The 17,693-nt window shown below is 72.0% G+C and carries 14 protein-coding genes and 1 pseudogene; 11 read left to right on the top strand and 4 right to left on the bottom strand.

Features of this window, described 5'->3' with window-relative positions; genetic code table 11:
- Nucleotides 1-242: 242 nt before the first annotated feature.
- Entirely contained in the window at nucleotides 243-1,088 is an 846-nt protein-coding gene (locus tag ACWD38_RS27530; RefSeq protein ID WP_184481959.1) for a DegV family protein, read from the bottom strand.
- 303 nt (nucleotides 1,089-1,391) lie between these two features.
- Here ACWD38_RS27530 and ACWD38_RS27525 point away from each other — a divergent pair, with 303 nt between their 5' ends.
- Both ACWD38_RS27525 and ACWD38_RS27520 read left to right on the top strand, forming a co-directional pair.
- Complete coding sequence (locus ACWD38_RS27525; RefSeq protein WP_184481957.1) at nucleotides 1,392-2,174, top strand: electron transfer flavoprotein subunit beta/FixA family protein; 783 nt, start codon at nucleotides 1,392-1,394, stop codon at nucleotides 2,172-2,174.
- A gap of 27 nt (nucleotides 2,175-2,201) precedes the next feature.
- Nucleotides 2,202-3,161 (top strand): electron transfer flavoprotein subunit alpha/FixB family protein, encoded by a 960-nt coding sequence (locus tag ACWD38_RS27520; protein ID WP_184481955.1) that lies wholly within the window; start codon nucleotides 2,202-2,204, stop codon nucleotides 3,159-3,161.
- Between the two features lie 234 nt (nucleotides 3,162-3,395).
- Here ACWD38_RS27520 and rnhA read toward each other — a convergent pair whose 3' ends face one another.
- Complete coding sequence (gene rnhA, locus ACWD38_RS27515; protein ID WP_184481953.1) at nucleotides 3,396-3,872, bottom strand: ribonuclease HI; 477 nt, start codon at nucleotides 3,870-3,872, stop codon at nucleotides 3,396-3,398.
- Nucleotides 3,873-4,145: 273 nt separating this feature from the next.
- On the opposite strand from rnhA, the gene ACWD38_RS27510 reads away from it, so the two are divergent.
- Together ACWD38_RS27510 and ACWD38_RS27505 are read left to right on the top strand one after the other, a co-directional pair.
- Nucleotides 4,146-4,925, top strand: coding sequence for a GNAT family N-acetyltransferase (locus ACWD38_RS27510; RefSeq protein WP_184481951.1), 780 nt, complete (start codon nucleotides 4,146-4,148; stop codon nucleotides 4,923-4,925).
- Nucleotides 4,922-5,773 (top strand): lysophospholipid acyltransferase family protein, encoded by an 852-nt coding sequence (locus ACWD38_RS27505; protein ID WP_450125222.1) that lies wholly within the window; start codon nucleotides 4,922-4,924, stop codon nucleotides 5,771-5,773. The genes ACWD38_RS27510 and ACWD38_RS27505 overlap by 4 nt, the downstream gene beginning before the upstream one ends.
- 4 nt (nucleotides 5,774-5,777) lie before the next feature.
- Here ACWD38_RS27505 and ACWD38_RS27500 read toward each other — a convergent pair whose 3' ends face one another.
- On the bottom strand, nucleotides 5,778-6,386 hold the full coding sequence (locus tag ACWD38_RS27500; protein ID WP_343071556.1) for an SRPBCC family protein: 609 nt from the start codon (nucleotides 6,384-6,386) through the stop codon (nucleotides 5,778-5,780).
- 155 nt (nucleotides 6,387-6,541) lie between these two features.
- Between ACWD38_RS27500 and ACWD38_RS27495 the strand changes: the two genes are divergently transcribed.
- From ACWD38_RS27495 to mnmA, 3 genes are all read left to right on the top strand, one after another.
- A complete protein-coding gene (locus ACWD38_RS27495) occupies nucleotides 6,542-7,981 on the top strand; it encodes an MFS transporter (protein WP_343071555.1) in 1,440 nt (479 codons plus the stop codon).
- Nucleotides 7,982-8,299: 318 nt separating this feature from the next.
- Nucleotides 8,300-9,532: a cysteine desulfurase family protein gene (locus tag ACWD38_RS27490; RefSeq protein WP_184481945.1), complete on the top strand. Its 1,233-nt coding sequence runs from the start codon at nucleotides 8,300-8,302 to the stop codon at nucleotides 9,530-9,532.
- 4 nt (nucleotides 9,533-9,536) lie between these two features.
- Entirely contained in the window at nucleotides 9,537-10,625 is a 1,089-nt protein-coding gene (gene mnmA / locus ACWD38_RS27485) for a tRNA 2-thiouridine(34) synthase MnmA (protein ID WP_184481943.1), read from the top strand.
- Between the two features lie 245 nt (nucleotides 10,626-10,870).
- Here the strand turns inward: mnmA and ACWD38_RS27480 are convergent, their stop codons facing one another.
- Nucleotides 10,871-11,836, bottom strand: a complete 966-nt coding sequence (locus ACWD38_RS27480; protein WP_184481941.1) for an ABC transporter substrate-binding protein — start codon at nucleotides 11,834-11,836, stop codon at nucleotides 10,871-10,873.
- Between the two features lie 128 nt (nucleotides 11,837-11,964).
- Between ACWD38_RS27480 and ACWD38_RS27475 the strand changes: the two genes are divergently transcribed.
- From ACWD38_RS27475 to ligA, 4 genes and pseudogenes are all read left to right on the top strand, one after another.
- Nucleotides 11,965-12,996, top strand: a complete 1,032-nt coding sequence (locus ACWD38_RS27475; protein WP_450125221.1) for a methionine synthase — start codon at nucleotides 11,965-11,967, stop codon at nucleotides 12,994-12,996.
- Nucleotides 12,997-13,084: 88 nt separating this feature from the next.
- A complete protein-coding gene (locus ACWD38_RS27470) occupies nucleotides 13,085-14,152 on the top strand; it encodes a DUF6461 domain-containing protein (protein ID WP_450125220.1) in 1,068 nt (355 codons plus the stop codon).
- 76 nt (nucleotides 14,153-14,228) lie between these two features.
- Nucleotides 14,229-14,903, top strand: a pseudogene (locus ACWD38_RS27465) (hypothetical protein); the annotation flags it as partial.
- 510 nt (nucleotides 14,904-15,413) lie between these two features.
- Nucleotides 15,414-17,531: an NAD-dependent DNA ligase LigA gene (gene ligA / locus ACWD38_RS27460; RefSeq protein ID WP_450125223.1), complete on the top strand. Its 2,118-nt coding sequence runs from the start codon at nucleotides 15,414-15,416 to the stop codon at nucleotides 17,529-17,531.
- The last annotated feature ends 162 nt before the right edge of the window (nucleotides 17,532-17,693 follow it).

The raw sequence follows: 17,693 nt of genomic DNA, 5'->3' as shown, positions 1-17,693 counted from the left end.
GGCGGGTCGGGTGGCGGAACCTCAGCGGTTTCCTCGCTGCGGGATCTTTTTTCCAAGTGGCTCCGCCACGAGGAAAAAAGCTGTCCTCGCGAGGAAACCGCTGAGAACCCGCTGGTGGTCGACTTGCTCAAGCTGGTCACTGCTCAGCGGCTTCGCCGCTGACAGGACGATGATCGACAGTGCTGTCCCCCTGGAACTGCAAGATCAAAGGCAGGTGTTGGGGCCTGCTGCGCGGTTCTTCGTCATCCGGCGGGGGAGACGGTGAGGCCGAGGGCGCCGGGGCCGGCGTGGGCGCCGATGATGGCGCTGGTCTCGGCGATGACGACGCGGCGGACCTGCGGGAGCTGGGCGCGCAGCTGCTCGGCTACCTCCTGGGCGCGGTCGCCGTACTGGAAGTGCTCGATGCCGATGTCGACCGGGCCGTTCCCGGCGCGGGCCACGGCTTGGCGCACGGCCTTCTTCAGCGCCCGGTCCGGGCCGCGGCCCTTCACCAGCGGTTCCAGGATGCCTTCGCGCAGCACCAGCACCGGCTTGATCGACAGCGCCTGCCCGAACATGGCCTGCGCGCGGCCCACCCGGCCGCTGCGGCGCAGGTACTCCAAGGTGTCCACGTAGATCATCTGCGTGGTGCTGCGCAGCCGCCGGTCCAGCACTCCCAGCACGCCCTGCGGGCTCGCCCCCTGGGCCGCGGCCTCGGCGGCGGCGATCACGGGGAAGCCGATGCCCAGGCCGCACAGCCGGGAATCGACGACGTAGACCGGCAGGTTGACCTCCTCGGCCGCGGTGCGGGCCGACACGCAGGTCTGGGACAGGCCTTCGGAGATGTGCACGGACACGATCGCCTCGGCTCCGGCGGAGGCGGCGTCGTTGTAGTTCCAGAAGAACGCGGGCGGCGGCGGCGGTCCCGTTTCGACGGGAGTGCCCTCGCGCATCGCCTGCGCGAGTTCGGCGTGCGGGACGCGGCGCTCGTCGTTCTCCTGGTCGCCGATTTTGAGCTCCAGCTGGATCACGCAGATGTTCAGCTGTTCGGCGACGTCGGTGGGGATCGAGGCGGTGGAGTCCGTCACGATGGCGACGTGGTGTTTCATGGCGTGCAGGCTAGTCACGTGTAAAAGTTTTCAGGTCGTGGCCGGGCTGAGGCGTTGAGCCAGAATTCCGGCGCGATTGAAGACGGTACCGATGACGTGAGTACCGTCACGGGAAGCCGTGGTTGCGCAGGGGCTACCGGCAAGTAACATCCGGGGTGGCTGGCGTCACTGTGTCACCGACACTGTGTCATGGCAAGGTCGAACTTCCCGGAAGCGATGTGAATGCATCGACCGGAACCCGCGCATCAGCGCGAAAACGCAAGCAAAGCCATCGTGAAGTCCGCAGGAGGTCGAAGAGGACCCATGAACATCGTCGTCCTGGTGAAGCAGGTGCCCGACACGTGGTCCGAGCGCAAGCTCAAAGACTCCGACCACACGCTCGACCGCGAGTCGGCGGACGCCGTGCTGGATGAGATCAATGAACGTGCGGTGGAAGAGGCACTGCTGATCAAGGAGGCCCAGGGCGGCGAAGTGACCGTCGTGGCGATGGGTCCCGATCGTGCCACCGACGCCATCCGCAAGGCGCTGTCGATGGGTGCCGACAAGGCCGTGCACCTGTCCGACGAGGCGCTCGCCGGTTCGGACGCGGTCTCGACCGCGAAGGCGCTGGCCAAGGTCGTGGGCACCGTCGAGTCCGTGGACCTGGTGCTCGCCGGCAACGAGGCGACCGACGGTCGCGTGGGCGCGGTCCCGGCCATGCTGGCCGAGCTGCTCGGATGGGCGCAGCTGACGTACGCGCGCAAGGTCACCACCGACGGCTCGACGATCAGCATCGAGCGCGAGACCGACGCGGGCATCATCGGCCTGGAGGCGAACCTGCCCGCGGTCGTGTCGGTCACCGAGAAGATCAACGAGCCGCGCTACCCGTCGTTCAAGGGCATCATGGCCGCCAAGAAGAAGCCGGTCTCCGTGCTGACGCTGGCCGACGCCGGCATCGACGCGTCCGAGGTCGGCCTGGCGGGCGCCGGGTCCAAGGTCGTCGAGTCCGCGCCGAAGCCGCCGAAGCAGGCCGGCCAGCGCGTCAACGACGAAGGCGACGGCGGCACCAAGATCGTCGAGTTCTTGGCCGCCGAGAAGCTGGTCTGAGTCCTAGGTTCGCGAGGAGATAAAGACATGTCTGAGGTTCTGGTCCTCGTCGACCACTCCGGCGGCGAGGTCAAGAAGGTCACCCTGGAACTGCTGACCGCGGCGCGCCGCCTCGGTGAGCCGTCGGCCGTCGTGGTCGGCGAGCCCGGTGAAGCGGGCAAGCTCACCGACGCGCTGGCGTCGCACGGTGCGGAGAAGATCTACGCGGCCGAGTCCGCGGAGACCGCGTCGTACCTGGTCACCCCGGCCGTGGACGTGCTCGCGTCGCTGGTCGCCTCGGCCTCGCCGGCCGCGGTGCTGGTACCGGGCTCGGTCGACGGCAAGGAGATCGCGGGCCGGCTGGCCGTGCGGCTCGGCTCGGGCCTGCTGTCCGAGGTCGTCGACATCGACGGCGACGGCGTGGGCTCGCACTCGCTGTTCGGCGGCACCTACAACGCGAAGGCCCAGGTCACCACCGGTACGCCGATCGTGACCGTGCTGCCCGGCAGCATCGAGGCCGAGGCGACCTCCGGCGCCGGCGCGCAGGAGTCCGTCGAGGTGCCCGCGGTCGACGCGGCGAAGAACGCGAAGATCACCGGTGTGCAGCCGGTCGAGGCCGGGGACCGCCCCGAGCTGACCGAGGCGTCCGTGGTCGTCTCCGGTGGCCGCGGTGTCGGTTCGGCCGAGTCGTTCGACGTGGTGGAGAAGCTGGCCGACTCGCTCGGCGCCGCCGTCGGTGCCTCGCGCGCCGCCGTCGACTCCGGCTACTACCCGCACCAGTTCCAGGTCGGGCAGACCGGCAAGACCGTGTCGCCGCAGCTCTACATCGCCCTCGGGATCTCCGGCGCCATCCAGCACCGCGCCGGCATGCAGACCTCGAAGACGATCGTGGCGGTCAACAAGGACGCCGAGGCGCCGATCTTCGAGATCGCCGACTACGGCGTCGTGGGCGACCTGTTCAAGGTCGCGCCGCAGCTGACCGAAGAGGTCGGCAAGCGCAAGGGCTGAGTCCCCCGAGCACGACGGAGCGGGCCGCACCCATCGGGTGCGGCCCGCTTTCGCGTTCCGGTCTCGAATTCCGGCGATCACCGGTCGGGAGCGTTCTCGCCCGTTCCTGAGCCCGCCCATTCCGCGAAGTTGATCAAAGCGAATTGTCCGGATCATTCCGCGGGTGAGTCGGTCCCGGCGGCCGGGAAATGCGCGGCGCGGAAAGAAGGTCCGGTGAAATCGAGCGGGGAACCGTCAAGATCGGGATTCGTCGCGGCCCTTGCAGGCGAGTTTGTCGGCGCGCTCGTTCTCCGGGTGCCCGCTGTGGCCCTTGACCCAGTTCCACTCCACCTCGCCGTGGCGCTGCACCTCCGCGTCGAGCCGCTGCCACAGCTCCGCGTTCTTCACGGGCTGCTTCGCGGAGGTCTTCCAGCCGTTGCGCTTCCAGCCCTTCATCCACTCCGAGATGCCCTTGAGCACGTAGGTGCTGTCGCTGAACACGCGCACGTGCGGCATCGGCCGCGTCAGCGCCGCCAAGCCCTCGATGACGGCGGTGAGCTCCATCTTGTTGTTCGTCGTGGCGCGCTCGCCGCCGTGGAGCTCGCGTTCGTGGTCGCCGTAGCGCAGCACCACGCCCCAGCCGCCGGGGCCGGGGTTCCCGCTGCACGCGCCGTCGGTGAACAGCTCCACGCGTTTCTGGTCGGGCTCGTCGGCCCCTGCTGGCTGTGACATCCGGGCAACGTAGCGCGCTGCTGCGGCGCACCGGGAAGCAGGCGCGCCGGGGGTGATCCGCGGCTCGGGAACTTCCGGGGCGCGCCGTCCGTTGGACGGTCGGAGCCGCGGTGCGAGCTCCGCGATTTCCGGGCGAAACGGCTGAAAACGGTCGCCTCCGGGGGTCCCGGTACCGGCGAGATCGATCAGGTACCGGGCATTCACCGAAAGTTCCCGCTGCGTGTCATCGGTCTGTCTACTGCGCTTTCAGCGCGCGGGGATACACCTGCACGCATGTCCGAGTCGCAGCTGCTTGCCAGCACCGCGCCAGCAGGATCCTCCTCGTCCGAGGCCGCCCACTACTCCCTGCTCGTGGCCAGGGACACCGACGAAGTGCGGGCCGCCCAGCGCCTGCGCTACCAGGTGTTCGCCGAGGAGATGGGCGCCACCGTCCACGGTGACCTGCCGGGGGTGGAGAACGATCCGTTCGACGACTTCTGCGATCACCTGATCGTGCGCGACGACCGCTCCGGCGAGGTCGTCGGCACCTACCGCATGCTCCCCCCGGAACGCGCGCACGCCGCCGGGAAGCTGTACTCCGAGAGCGAGTTCGACCTCGGCGCGCTCGCCCCGGTGCGGCCCGCGCTGGTGGAGACGGGGCGCTCCTGCGTGCACCGGGACCACCGCAGCGGCGGCGTCGTGAGCCTCGTGTGGGCCGGCATCGCCCGCTACATGCTGCTCTACGGCCACACCTGGCTCGCCGGGTGCGCCTCGGTGCCGCTGCACGACGGCGGACCGCTCGCGGCGAAGGTGTGGGACACCGTGTCGGCCAAGCACCTCGCGCCCGAGGAGTTCCGAGTCCGGCCCTACTTGCCGTGGGACCCGGAGGGCGTCGAACGCACCCACCGCGGTCCGCTGCCCGCGCTGCTCAAGGGCTACCTGCGCCTCGGCGCGTGGGTGTGCGGACCGCCGGCGCACGACCCGGACTTCGGGGTGGCGGACTTCTTCGTGCTGCTCGACTTCACCCGGATCGACCAGCGCTACCTGCGGTTCTTCCTGGGGTCGGCGGCATGATCCACGCGTGGTCGCCGGTCTCGCCGTGCGGGCCGGGTTGCCTGCCGAAGCCGGGGAGCCTGCGCCGCGCGGGCGCCCACCGGGTGCTGCTGCGGCTCACCGCCGCGGTCGCGCTGATGCTGCTCGGCGTGGGGCTGGCGGTCGTGCTCGCGGTGCTGCGCGGGAGGCTGCGCACCGCGCTGGTGAAGTCCTGGTTCCGGGCGTTGCTGCGGGCGTTCGGGGTGCGGTTCGTCGTGCGCGGCGAGCGGTCCGCGGACGGCGGGCTCGTGGTCACCAACCACGTGTCCTGGCTGGACGTGGTGGCGCTGATGGCGGTGCAGCCGATGCGGCTGCTGGCGAAGACCGAGCTGCGGTCCTGGCCGGTCGTGGGGCCGCTCGCGGCCCGCGTCGGCACCCTCTACATCGACCGGCACCGCCTGTCCGCGCTGCCGGAGGCGGTGCGCACCGTCACCGGCGCGTTGCGCGAGGGATCGGTCGTCGGGGCCTTCCCCGAAGGCACCACGTGGTGCGGGCTCGCCTCCGGCACCTACCGCCCGGCGGTGTTCCAGGCCGCGGTGGACGCGGGCGTGGCGGTGCGGCCGGTGGCGCTGCGGTTCACCACCGCGTCCGGGGCGCCCACCACGGCCGCGGCGTTCGTCGGCGCGGCCACGCTGCTGGAGTCGGTGCTGGCCGTCGCCCGCGTCCGGGGCCTCGTGGTGGAGCTGTCGGTGCTGCCGGAGCTCGACGCGGCGGCTATCGGCGACCGGCGGGAACTGGCCCGCCGCGCCGAGCGGGCCGTCGCGGCGGTCACCGAGCCCGACGGTCCCGAGGAACCGCACCTGGTCGAACTCCGGCACGTCGCCGCGTGACGGATCAGGACTCCGGCGGAGGGGTCGTGTAGGCAGTCAGCGTGCGGTCCGCGGCGGCGCGCGCCTCGGGTTCCGGGGTGCCCGCGGCGACGTTCGCCTCGAACCAGGCCTCGCTGCCCAGCGTCATGAACAGCACCCCCTCCGGTGAGGCCGCCCACGCGCTCTCGTCCGGGCCCACGCCGGACTCCTGCTCGCCCAGGTGCGCGGCGAGGCCGAGCAGGCCCATGTCCCAGCCCAGGCCGACCGCGCCCGGCCCGTACTCGGCCCACGCCTCGTCGGGCACGTGCGCCACGTGCTCCAGCTCGAACCGGGTCCCGCCACCGGCTTCGCGCAGCCGCACCTCGATCCGGCTCACGTCGCCGCCGAACTCCCAGGTGGCGCCGAACGAGCGCGGCGGGTCGCAGTGCTCGACGGTGCCGCCCGCGTTGCCCTCCAGCTGGTAGGTGCCCCCGGCCTGCAGGTCGCCGGTGATCGGCAGGAACCAGCGGGCGATCCGTTCGCGGTTCGTGCACGCGTCCCACACGTCGTCGATGGGCGCGGCGAAGTGCTGCACCATCGTGGCCGCGCGCGCCGTGCCGGAGGCGAGCTCGCGGCTCCCGACGGTGCGCTCCACGGCGTTGATCTGGCGTCGACCATGTCGTTGCTCCTTCGCGGTGCGGTCCGGGCGGTGGCCAGCGTTGCGCAGACCGCGCGGAACCGCTGACCACCCACCGCCGTTCGGTGGAGGGGGGTGGACTTGGACCTGGGTGCAGCATGCAGGCTCATCGGGTGACGATCGACGACGGAACCAGTGGAACGCAGCACACCCCCGCGACCTCGGAGAGCGCGCTGTGGGGGCCGCGGCGCCGGAACTTCACCCTCGGTCTGGTCCTGGTCATCACGCTCGCCGCCTTCGAGGCGATGGGCATCGGGACGGCGCTGCCGACGATCGTGCGGGAATGGCACGCCGAGCAGTGGTACTCGTGGCCGTTCACGATCTTCATGGCGGCCAGCGCGATCGGCACCGTCGTGGCGGGCCGCTTCTCCGACCGCATCGGCCCGGCTATCCCGCTGCTGGTGGCGATGCCGACGTTCGCCGCGGGCCTGGTGCTCGCCGGTCTCGCCCCGGACATGTCCGTGCTGCTGGTGGCGCGCGCGTTGCAGGGCTTAGGGGCCGGTGCGCAGATCGTCGCTTTGTACGTGCTGATCGCTCGCGTCTACCCGGAGCGGGATCGCCCGGCCGCGTTCGGCGCGCTCTCCGCGGCGTGGGTGGTGCCCGCGCTGGTCGGCCCGGTCGTGGCGGGGGCGCTGACCGAGCACGTCGGCTGGCGTTGGGTGTTCCTCGGGCTGGCCCCGCTGATGCTGGTCGGCGCGGCGCTGCTGGTGCCGACGGTGCGGCGGCTCGGTGCCGCGGAGGAGGCGGCGGCGCCGGGTTCGGCCCGGTTGCCGCTGGCCGCGGTGGGCGCGGCGGCCGGGACGGTCGGGTTGAACTGGGCCGCGCAGCGGATCTCCGGCGCGGAGACCTCCGGCGGGACCCCGCTGCCGGTGCTGGCGGTGGGACTGGTGGCGGTGCTCGTGCTGGTGCCGTCGCTGCGGGTGCTGCTGCCGCGCGGGACCGGCACCGGGCGGCCCGGCATCCCGGTGATGGTGCTCGCGCGCGGGCTGCTGGCCGGGGTGTTCTTCAGCGCGCAGGCGTTCGTGCCGCTGATCCTCTCGGTGGTGCACGGTTATTCGCCGACCGCGGCGGGAATTCCGCTGACCGTCGGTTCCCTCGGCTGGACCGTGGGCGCGTTGTGGCAGAGCCGTCGTCCGGACGTGCGCCGGGAGCACGTCGTCGCCGCCGGGCTGGGGCTGGTCGCCGTCGCGGTCGTCGGGCTCGTGCTGATCGCGCCCGCGTGGGGGCCGGCGTGGGCGGTGTTCCTGCTGTGGTCCGTGGGCGGCGTCGGCATGGGCATCGGGGTGGCGAGCACCTCGGTGCGGGTGCTGGCGCTGTCGGCGGCGGACCGGCGCGGCTTCCACTCCTCCGCCCTGCAGATCTCCGACATGCTCGGCCAGGCGCTGCTGGTGGGCCTGGGCGGAGTGCTCGTCGCAGCCTTGGCGACCCCGGACTCCCCGACGGCGGGAGTGGTGGCCCTCAACCTGGCCCTGGGCTGCCTAGCCCTCCTCGGCGCGGCCCGAGCGTTCCGCAGCACGGACCCCACCCCTGACACCACAACCGAACACCCGTGAGCCAGCCCACCAACACCCCCTGCGCCCTACCCGGCAACGAACCGGCAGAACAAGCGTGCCTCGCGGCGAACCCATGCCTGGCGGCCGAAGGCCGTGCCTTGCGGCGTAGCCGTGCCTGGATTCGCGCAGCGAATAGCCCACGTTCAAAAGTCGACCACCCGCGGGTTCTCAGCGTTCTTCTCGCGAGGACAGCTTTTTCCCTCGTGGCGGAGCCACTTGGGAAAAAGATCCCGCAGCGACAGACCGACTGAGGTTCCGCCACCCGACCACCAACGCAGCTCATCCAGCACCGGCCCCCTGCATTACCCTGGAACGGCGATGACTTATCTCGACCATGCCGCCACGACGCCTATGCGGGCGGAAGCGGTCGCGGCGATGAGCGAGGCGTTGGCCCGGCTGGGCAACGCCTCGTCCCTGCACACCTCGGGCCGCCGCGCGCGCCGCGCCGTCGAGGAATCCCGCGAGAGCATCGCCACCGCGCTCGGCGCCCGGCCTTCCGAGGTGCTGTTCACCGGTGGCGGCACCGAGAGCGACAACCTCGCGGTCAAGGGCATCTTCTGGGCCCGCCGCGGCAAGGAGCCCGCGCGCAGGCGGGTGCTGGCTTCGGCGGTCGAGCACCACGCGGTGCTCGACACCGTGGAATGGCTCGCCGCCCACGAAGGCGCCGACGTGACCTGGCTGCCCGTTGACGAGCACGGCCGGGTCCGCCCGGAGGTGCTGGAGGACGCGCTGCGCGCGAACCCGGACGACGTGGCGCTGGCCACCGTGATGTGGGCGAACAACGAGGTCGGCACGGTCAACCCGATCCCGGAGCTCGCCGCCGTCGCCGACCGCTACGGGGTGCCGCTGCACACCGATGCGGTGCAGGCCGTGGAGACGGTGCCGGTGGACTTCGCCGCGTCCGGTGCGGCCGCGCTGACGATGACGGGGCACAAGGTCGGCGGCCCCTACGGTGCGGGTGTGCTGCTGCTGGCGCGCGACGTGGAGTGCACCCCGGTGCTGCACGGCGGTGGCCAGGAGCGCGAAGTGCGCTCCGGCACCCTCGACGTGCCCGGTGTGCTGGGGCTGGCGAGCGCGACCCGCGAAGCGGTCCGGCGCCGCGCCGGGCACGTGCCGGAGCTGGCGGCGCTGCGCGACGAGCTCATCGACGGGGTGCGCGCGGCGGTGCCCGACGTGATCCTCAACGGCGATCCGACGCTGGAGGTCACCGGCGATTCACCGGCGCGGCTGCCCGGCAACGCGCACTTCACCTTCCCCGGCTGCGAGGGCGACAGCCTGCTGATGCTGCTCGACGCGCAGGGCATCGAGTGCTCCACGGGTTCGGCCTGCACCGCCGGGGTCGCCGAACCGAGCCACGTGCTGCTGGCGATGGGGGCCGAGCCGCGGGCGGCGCGCGGCTCCCTGCGATTCTCCTTGGGACACGACTCCACCGGCGCCGATGTGCGGGCGCTGACCGAGGTCATCGGGCCGGTGGTGGAACGAGCGCGCAACGCCGGGCTGACCGGGTTGCGGCGAGCGGCGGCGGCGTCGACCGCCACGACGGAGGTGTGAGGCAGTGCGAGTACTGGCTGCGATGAGCGGCGGCGTGGACTCCGCGGTCGCCGCCGCCCGCGCGGTGGAGGCCGGCCACGACGTGACCGGCGTGCACCTGGCGCTGTCGGCGAAACCCGGCACGTTGCGCACCGGTGCCCGCGGCTGCTGCACCGTCGAGGATTCCCGCGACGCGCGCCGCGCCGCCGACATCCTCGGAATCCCGTTCTACGTGTGGGATTTCGCGGAGCGGTTCACCGAGGAGGTCATCGAGACCTTCGTCGGCGAGTACGCGGCCGGGCGCACCCCGAATCCCTGCCTCACCTGCAACGAGAAGATCAAGTTCGAGGCGTTGCTGGAGAAGGCGATGGCGCTCGGCTTCGACGCCGTCTGCACGGGGCACTACGCGCGGCTCGTCGTCGAGGACGGCGTTCCGGAGCTGCGCCGCAGCCGCGACGAGGGCAAGGACCAGTCGTACGTGCTGGCTTCGCTGACGGCCGAGCAGCTGCGGCACTCGATGTTCCCGCTGGGCGGCTCGCTCAAGTCGGAGGTGCGCGCCGAAGCGGAACGGCGCGATCTGGCAGTGGCCAACAAGCCGGACAGCCACGACATCTGCTTCATCCCCGACGGCGACACCCGCTCCTTCCTGGAGTCCAAGCTCGGGCAGAGCCCCGGGCAGCTCGTGGACGCCGAGACGGGCGCCGTGCTCGGCGAGCACACGGGTGTGCACGGCTTCACCGTCGGGCAGCGCAAGGGCCTCGGCATCGAGGCGCCCGCGCCGGACGGCAAGCCGCGCTACGTGCTGTCGCTGGAGCCCGTGTCGGGCACCGTGAAGGTCGGTTCCGCCGATCGGCTCGGGGTCACGGGGATCGACGCGAAGCGGCCGATCTGGCCTTCGGAACGGGAATTGGACGGTTCCACCGAGTGCGTCGTGCAGGTGCGGGCGCACGGCGGCACCGCCGGTGCGGTCGCGGAGGTCGCCGACGGCGGCCTGCGGGTGCGCCTCAGCGAGCCGCTGAGCGGCGTCGCACCGGGCCAGGCCATCGTCCTGTACCGCCCGGAACCGGAGGGCGACCTCGTCCTGGGCAGCGGCCTGATCTCCGCTACCCGCTGATTTTCCTGTCTTTGTTCGTGGCCTTCGTAGGTGTCCGGGTAGCGGAACCTCAGCGGTTTCCTCGCTGCGGGATCTTTTTTCCAAGTGGCTCCGCCACGAGGAAAAAAGCTGTCCTCGCGAGGAAACCGCTGAGAACCCGCCGGTGGTCGTTCTGCTCTGGTGGTCGCTGCTCAGCGGCTTCGCCGCTGACAGGACAATGATCGGCAACGCCGCTCGCCTGGAACGGTGAGATCACAGGCAGGCGGTCAGCGGGTTCGCAGGACCGCTTCTAGTTCGTCGAGGGCGCCGAGGGCCTGGCCGTAGCCGAAGACGTAGAGGTTCTTGAACGGGGTTCCGCCGGATTCGCGCACGGCCGGGAGGTTCTGGAACGAGCCCTGCCCGAGCAGCGCCTGCATTGCCTGGTCGACCTGGCCGTCCGGGTTGACCTGGTAGAACAGCACGTCGGTGTCGTTGAGCACGCCGAGCTGCTCGTAGGACTGCTCCACGGCGCTGCCGGTGCGCCCCTCGGCGGCGGAGCCGAAGCGGCAGCCCGCCTCGGCGAGCACCACGCCGCTCCACGAATCCGGCAGGCACAGGTTCCAGCTGCCGGACTTGAACGAGGCCACCAGGTTGAACCGGGTGCGTTCCAGCGCGGCGGCGTAGGTCTTGCGGATCTCCGCCGCGCGCTCCAAGTAGCGGTCGCGGAGCCGGTTCATCGGCTCGGGGCGGTTGACGATGTCCGCGGCGCGCAACGCCATCTCCTGCCACTCGCCGGACACGCGGGAGGTCAGGATGACGGTGGGGGCGATCCCGGTGAGCTGCTCGTAGGTGCTGCCGCCGCTGAGGGTGAACGCGCTGTTGCCGATGATCAGGTCGGGGCGCACGGCGAGCACCCGTTCGAACTCGGGCTGGTAGCCGCCGACCCGGGGCAGCGCGCGGTAGGTGTCGAGGTGCTGCGCGGGCATCCAATCGTCGAGGCCGTCGACGGTCGCGGCCGGGCGGATGCCCACGTCGAGCAGCGCGATCGTGGCGTACTGGTCGAGGCACACGACCCGCTGCGGGTTCGCCGGGATGTCCACCGGGCCCTGGTGGGTCTCGACGCGGCGAGTCGGGCCTTCGGGCCGGGCTCCGCCCGCTCCGCCTGCGCACCCCGCGACGCCCAGCGCGGCCAGCGCCGTCGCGGCCTGCAGCAGTCCGCGACGGGAGAGCGCGGATGTCCGGGACAGCGGCATGGAGTACTCCTTCGCAGAGCCGGTGCGCCCGTGCGGGTGACACCGAAAGGCGGTAAGCATGGTTAGCCTAACCTACAGTGCGCATCCCGCCTGTCCCTCCGTCCTACGGCGGAGCCGATAATGGACGAGTGAGTGACGCAGCGTGGAACCCCGGCATCGTGACCGCCCTCGGATCGATGCCGGGAACGGATCCGGTCGAGGCCGCCCGCATCGTCCTGGGCGAGCTGCCCGACCTGATGCCGTTGCCCGAACTGCCCGCGCGCGGAGTCGGCGCCGACATGCTGGGCCGCACCGCCGGGCTGCTCGTCGACCTCGCGGTGGAGGTCGTGCCGTCCGGCTACCGCGTCGCGGGCAAGCCGGGCCGGGACCATCGCCGGGCGCTGGACCTGCTGCGCTGGGACCTGGACGCGGTGGAGCAGGCCGTCGCCGAGGCGGGCCCGCCGCGCGCGGTGAAGGTGCAGGCGGCGGGGCCGTGGACGCTCGCGGCCGGCATCGAGCTGGAACGCGGCCACCGGGTGCTCACCGATCCCGGCGCGCTGCGGGACTTCGCGGAGTCGCTCACCGAAGGTCTCCGCGCGCACGTCGCGCAGGTCGCGCAGCGGACCGGTGCGCCGGTGGTGGTGCAGCTCGACGAGCCGTCGCTGCCCGCGGTGCTCGCCGGGAGCCTGCCCACCCCGTCCGGCTACGGGAGGGTGGCGGCCGTGCCGGAACCGGAGGCGCAGAGCCTGCTCGGCGAGGTGATCGAGGCGCTGGCCGCGGCGTCGGGCGCGCCGGTGCTGGTGCACTGCTGCGCGAACCGCCCGCCGGTGCGGCTGCTGCGCGGCGCCGGGGCGGGGGCGGTCGCGTTGGACGCGACCCGGCTCGGCTCGGTGTCCGGCGCGCTGGCCGACGAACTCGGTGAGGCGTGGGAGGAAGGCACCCGGCTGGTGCTCGGGCTCGTGCCCGGAGTCGATCCGGAGGGGCGCCCCGACGTGCGGGAGCTGGCCCGCCCGGGTCTGGAATTGGCGTCACGGCTGGGATTCGCGCCGAAGGCGCTGCTGGAGCGCAGCGCGGTGAGCCCGGCCTGCGGCTTGGCGGGGGCCTCACCGGAGTGGGCGCGGCGTGCGCTGTCGGTGGCCAAGGAGATCACCGAGGTGTTCGCCGAAGCGGCGGAACGCTAGTCGCCGCAAGGAACTCCTCGTGGGATTCCATGATCATTTTGTCCCGTTCACGTCACCTGAATGCCCCAACGATGGTAAGAAACCAGACGTGTCGAACACCGGCGAAGTCGAGCGGTTCGGATGGGTGCACCGCAGCACCGTCCAGGACGCGGCGTGCCTGACCTTCGTGCGCGGCACCGACCTCGATCGGCTCGCGCAGCGCTTCGGCGCGATCACCGAGCACGCGCGCACCCTCGACTTCGACGAGTACTGCGAGGAGGCGTTCGCGCACCAGGACCGGTACCCGGTGATCGGCCTGCGCAGCGTCGGCGAGTGGACGCTCATCGCCGAGGACGGCGGATTCCAGGGCAGCAGGGCGGAAGTGCTGCGCCGGGTCAGCCACCGCACCGAGGCCGTCTCCGCCTTCTGGAACGTCAACGCCCTCACCCAGTTCTCGCACGCCGTCGACGGGGAGCTGCGCACCGCGTTCGAGGCGCTGATGCCCGCATTCCGGCAGGGCACCCGCCCGGACGGGCTGGAGGACATCCGCGCCGGGCTGCCCTGGCCGGGCCTCGACCCGGCGGGGGAGCCGGGGGCGAGCACCATCGACCTGATGCTGGCGCTGGCCGCGCGGATCACCGGTGAGCCGCTGACGCCGGACTGGTTCGACGGCGATTTCGCCACCTACCCCGTCGCGTCCTGGCCGCTGGACCTTCCGTCCTCGCCGGAAGTGCTGCTCGACGAGGTGGGGCTGGACCAGGTCGGCATCCGGTTCCACGCCGACGATCTGGAAGCGGACTCCGCGGTGCTGCTCGACTCGGTGCGCCGGGCGGGCCCCGCGCGGTGCAGGCGCGCGGCGGCGAGCGTGGCGCGCCACGTGCTCGACCTCACCGCGGGCCACGACCAGCTGGTCGTCGCCGAGACGCTGCGCGCGCTGGAGGACGGCGCCGAACCCGACGACGCGGCCATCGGCGAAGTGGTGCGCCTGCGGCGGTGGGAGCTGCACCGTCGCCCGGTGACCAGCGCGGACCGCGCCAGGGTGCGGGCGCTGGAAGTGCTGCGCCAGGCCACGAACCGGGATCCGATGACCGGACTGCTGGGCGCGCTGGCCGAGGCGGGTCGCCTGCGGGTCGAACGCAGCGACCTCACCGACCTGGTCACCGCCGCGCTCGCGTGAGGACCGCGGCCGCGCCGGGCGCCCGGATCTCGCCGAACGACCCCGGCGGCCGGGACGGGACCGGCACAATGAGGGCATGTTCAAGTTCTTCCGCCGCCGCACCGACCAGGCCGACGTCGTGGGGGACGAGGTCGACGTCACCGCCGATGCGCGGGAGCGGGCGGAGGAGTTCTGGCGGCGCTGGGACGAACTGCTGCCCGAAGTGGCGGCGGCGCTCGGCGAGGGCATGCCGCAGCGCGTCGATCACGACCTGGCCGAGGCGGTCGCGGCGCTGCACCCGGACCTGACGTTCTCCGTGGAGCAGGGCGAGCGGGCCGTCTACGCGCTGGTCGTCAGCGGCCAGGCCGACCCGCAGGTGCGGCCGTACACCGATGCGTGGCTGGCGGCGGCGCCCCAGCGCAACGCGCTGTTCGAATACCACGACTCGGTGCCGCCGGTGCCGGATCCGACGCAGGTCACCGTGAACCTGCGCGGCGAGAGCTACCCGCTGGCCGACGTGCGGGTGTTCGCCCAGGTCGACGCGGCCGAGGGCCTGGTCGACGTCTCCGTGTACCACCCGAGGTTCGCGGGCATGGAGTCCGCGGCGCAGTCCGCGCTGACCTTCCTGCCGCTGGACGCCACGCTCGGCGAGCGGCTCGCGGCCGACCGGCTCGGCCGGGTGGAGACCGCGGAGCAGGAGCCGCGGGGCGCGATGGGCCTGCTGGAGTTCCGCGAGCTGGTGCGCGGTTTCGACGCCGCGGGCGGAGCGGACTCCGCGGAGTCCGGCGGGACCGGTGGTGCCGGCGACGCGGCGGGCTCGGCGGAGGTGCTGGACGCCGCCGGATCGGTGGGCGCCGGTGACTCGGACGGCCGGGACGCGCCGGGCACCGCGGACAGCGCGCCGGGATCGGACGGCGCTTCCGGGCGCGACGACTCGTCGGGATCCGCCTCGCACGACTCCGAGTGATCTCCGGTTCCACCCGCCTCGGCGACCACGGCGGCTCGTCCTCGGGCGCCGACCGCGCACGGTGAGCACCGTCCGCCGGATGAGCACCGGATACGGGCCGGACCGTGCTGTATCAGGTGGTGCTGCCCGCGCCGGAGGGCGTGGTGATCCGCGCGAGCCGTCGGGGGCCCTGGTTAGGCTCATGACGTGACCAGCAAGGACCGCACCGGTACGGCCTCCGGCGAGACGACCGGCCCCGCCGCCGCCCAGCCCGCTTCGACCCAGCCCGCCCCGACCGGGGCGGAGCCGGTCGCGCGCCCCGAGGAGGACGCCGAGCTGCCCGGCGACCCCGCCGTCGAGCAGGCGGAGGGCGTGGAGGACGTGCCCGCCGAGGTTCGCGAGCGCTACGCGGAGCTGGCCGAGGAGGTGCGCGGGCACCAGTTCCGCTACTACGTGCTCGACTCGCCCACGATCGCCGACTCCGAGTTCGACGAGCTGTTCGTCGAACTCCAGCGCCTCGAATCCGAGCACCCCGCGCTGCGCGACCCGGACTCGCCGACGCAGGTCGTCGGCGGCACCTTCTCCACCGAGTTCACCGCGGTGGACCACCTGGAGCGGATGCTCAGCCTGGACAACGCCTTCGACACCGAGGAGTTCCGCGCCTGGGTGGACCGGGTCGAGCGCGAAGTCGGCTCGGAGGCGCACTACCTGTGCGAGCTCAAGATCGACGGGCTGGCCATCAACCTGCTCTACCGCGACGGCAGGCTCGAACGCGCGCTCACCCGCGGCGACGGCCGCACCGGTGAGGACGTGACGCTCAACGTCCGCACGATGGGCGACGTGCCCACCGAACTGCACGGCAGCGACGAGTACCCGGTGCCGAAGCTGGTGGAGGTGCGCGGCGAGGTGTTCTTCCGGGTGGAGGAGTTCGCCGAGCTCAACGCCGCGCTGGTGGAGGCGGGCAAGTCGCCGTTCGCGAACCCGCGCAACGCCGCCGCCGGATCGCTGCGGCAGAAGGACCCGCGGGTGACCCGCAGGCGCCCGCTGCGGTTGATCTGCCACGGCCTGGGCAAGCGGGAGGGCTTCGAACCGGCCCGCCAATCGGAGTCCTACGCCGCGCTCAAGGCGTGGGGCCTGCCGGTGTCCCGGCACACCCGCGTGCTGTCCCACGCGGACGAGATCGTCGAGCACATCCGGTACTGGGGGGAGAACCGGGACACCGCCGAGCACGAGATCGACGGCGTCGTGGTGAAGGTCGACGAGGTCTCGCTGCAGCGCAGGCTCGGCACGACCTCCCGCGCGCCGCGCTGGTCCATCGCCTACAAGTACCCGCCGGAGCAGGCGACCACGACGCTGCGCGACATCAAGGTCAACGTGGGGCGCACCGGCCGCGTCACGCCGTACGCGGAGATGGAACCGGTGAAGGTCGCCGGGTCCACCGTCTCCATGGCCACCCTGCACAACTCCGACGAGGTGCGGCGCAAGGGCGTGCTCATCGGCGACCGCGTCGTGATCCGCAAGGCCGGGGACGTGATCCCGGAGGTGCTCGGCCCGGTCGTGGACGTCCGCGACGGTGCTGAGCGCGAGTTCGTGATGCCCTCCGAATGCCCGGAGTGCGGTTCCCCGCTGTCCCGGCAGAAGGAGGGCGACGTCGACATCCGCTGCCCGAACTCCCGCTCCTGCCCGGCGCAGCTGCGGGAGCGTCTGTTCCACCTCGCCGGTCGCGGCGCCTTCGACATCGAGGCGATGGGCTACGAGTCGGCGGTCGCGCTGCTGTCGTCCGGGGTGCTGGTGGACGAGGGCGACGTGTTCGACCTCGACGAGGGGCAGCTGCTGGAGACGGAGCTGTTCCGCACCAAGGAGGGCAACCTCTCCGCGAACGGCGCGAAGCTGCTCAAGAACCTGGCCGCGGCCAAGGAGAAACCGCTGTGGCGGGTGCTGGTGGCGCTGTCCATCCGGCACGTCGGCCCGACCGCCGCGCAAGCCCTGGCGCGGGAGTTCGGTTCGCTGGAGCGCATCGAGGACGCGGCGGAGGAGGACATCGCGGCCGTGGACGGCGTCGGCCCGACCATCGCCTCCGCGGTCCGCGAGTGGTTCGAAGTGCAGTGGCACCGCGAAGTGGTGCGCAAGTGGCGCGCGGCAGGGGTGCGGATGGCCGACGAGCAGGACGAGTCGGTGCCGCGCACGCTCACCGGTCTGTCCATCGTGGTCACCGGTTCGCTGGAGACGTACTCCCGGGACGAGGCCAAGGAGTTCATCATGGCCCGCGGCGGCCGCGCCGCCGGTTCGGTGTCGAAGAAGACCGCGTTCGTGGTCGTCGGCGACTCACCCGGATCCAAGTACGACAAGGCCGTGCAGCTCAAGGTCCCCGTGCTGGACGAGACCGGCTTCCGAATCCTGCTCGAACAGGGCCCCGAAGCCGCCACCGAAGCAGCCCTCGACCCCTTGGTTTGATCTTGGCCTGCGTAGTGGGCCGGGTGGCGGAACCTCAGCGGTTTCCTCGCTGCGGGATCTTTTTTCCGAGTGGCTCCGCCAGAAGGAGTACACGCTGTTGTCCACGCCCTGCTGGCGCAGGTCAGGCGAACCTTGTTCGAAGATCCCGATAGCGCCCGTGCC

Source organism: Saccharopolyspora sp. NPDC002578 (assembly GCF_053592695.1).
This window is presented reverse-complemented; position numbering and strand designations above follow the sequence as displayed.

What these genes read in the sequence shown, in the direction of transcription:
- ACWD38_RS27530 (WP_184481959.1), bottom strand. Translation starts at nt 1,088, where the DNA reads ATGAAACACCACGTCGCCATCGTGACGGACTCCACCGCCTCGATCCCC.
- ACWD38_RS27525 (WP_184481957.1), top strand. Translation starts at nt 1,392, where the DNA reads ATGAACATCGTCGTCCTGGTGAAGCAGGTGCCCGACACGTGGTCCGAG.
- ACWD38_RS27520 (WP_184481955.1), top strand. Translation starts at nt 2,202, where the DNA reads ATGTCTGAGGTTCTGGTCCTCGTCGACCACTCCGGCGGCGAGGTCAAG.
- rnhA (WP_184481953.1), bottom strand. Translation starts at nt 3,872, where the DNA reads ATGTCACAGCCAGCAGGGGCCGACGAGCCCGACCAGAAACGCGTGGAG.
- ACWD38_RS27510 (WP_184481951.1), top strand. Translation starts at nt 4,146, where the DNA reads ATGTCCGAGTCGCAGCTGCTTGCCAGCACCGCGCCAGCAGGATCCTCC.
- ACWD38_RS27505 (WP_450125222.1), top strand. Translation starts at nt 4,922, where the DNA reads ATGATCCACGCGTGGTCGCCGGTCTCGCCGTGCGGGCCGGGTTGCCTG.
- ACWD38_RS27490 (WP_184481945.1), top strand. Translation starts at nt 8,300, where the DNA reads ATGACTTATCTCGACCATGCCGCCACGACGCCTATGCGGGCGGAAGCG.
- ACWD38_RS27480 (WP_184481941.1), bottom strand. Translation starts at nt 11,836, where the DNA reads ATGCCGCTGTCCCGGACATCCGCGCTCTCCCGTCGCGGACTGCTGCAG.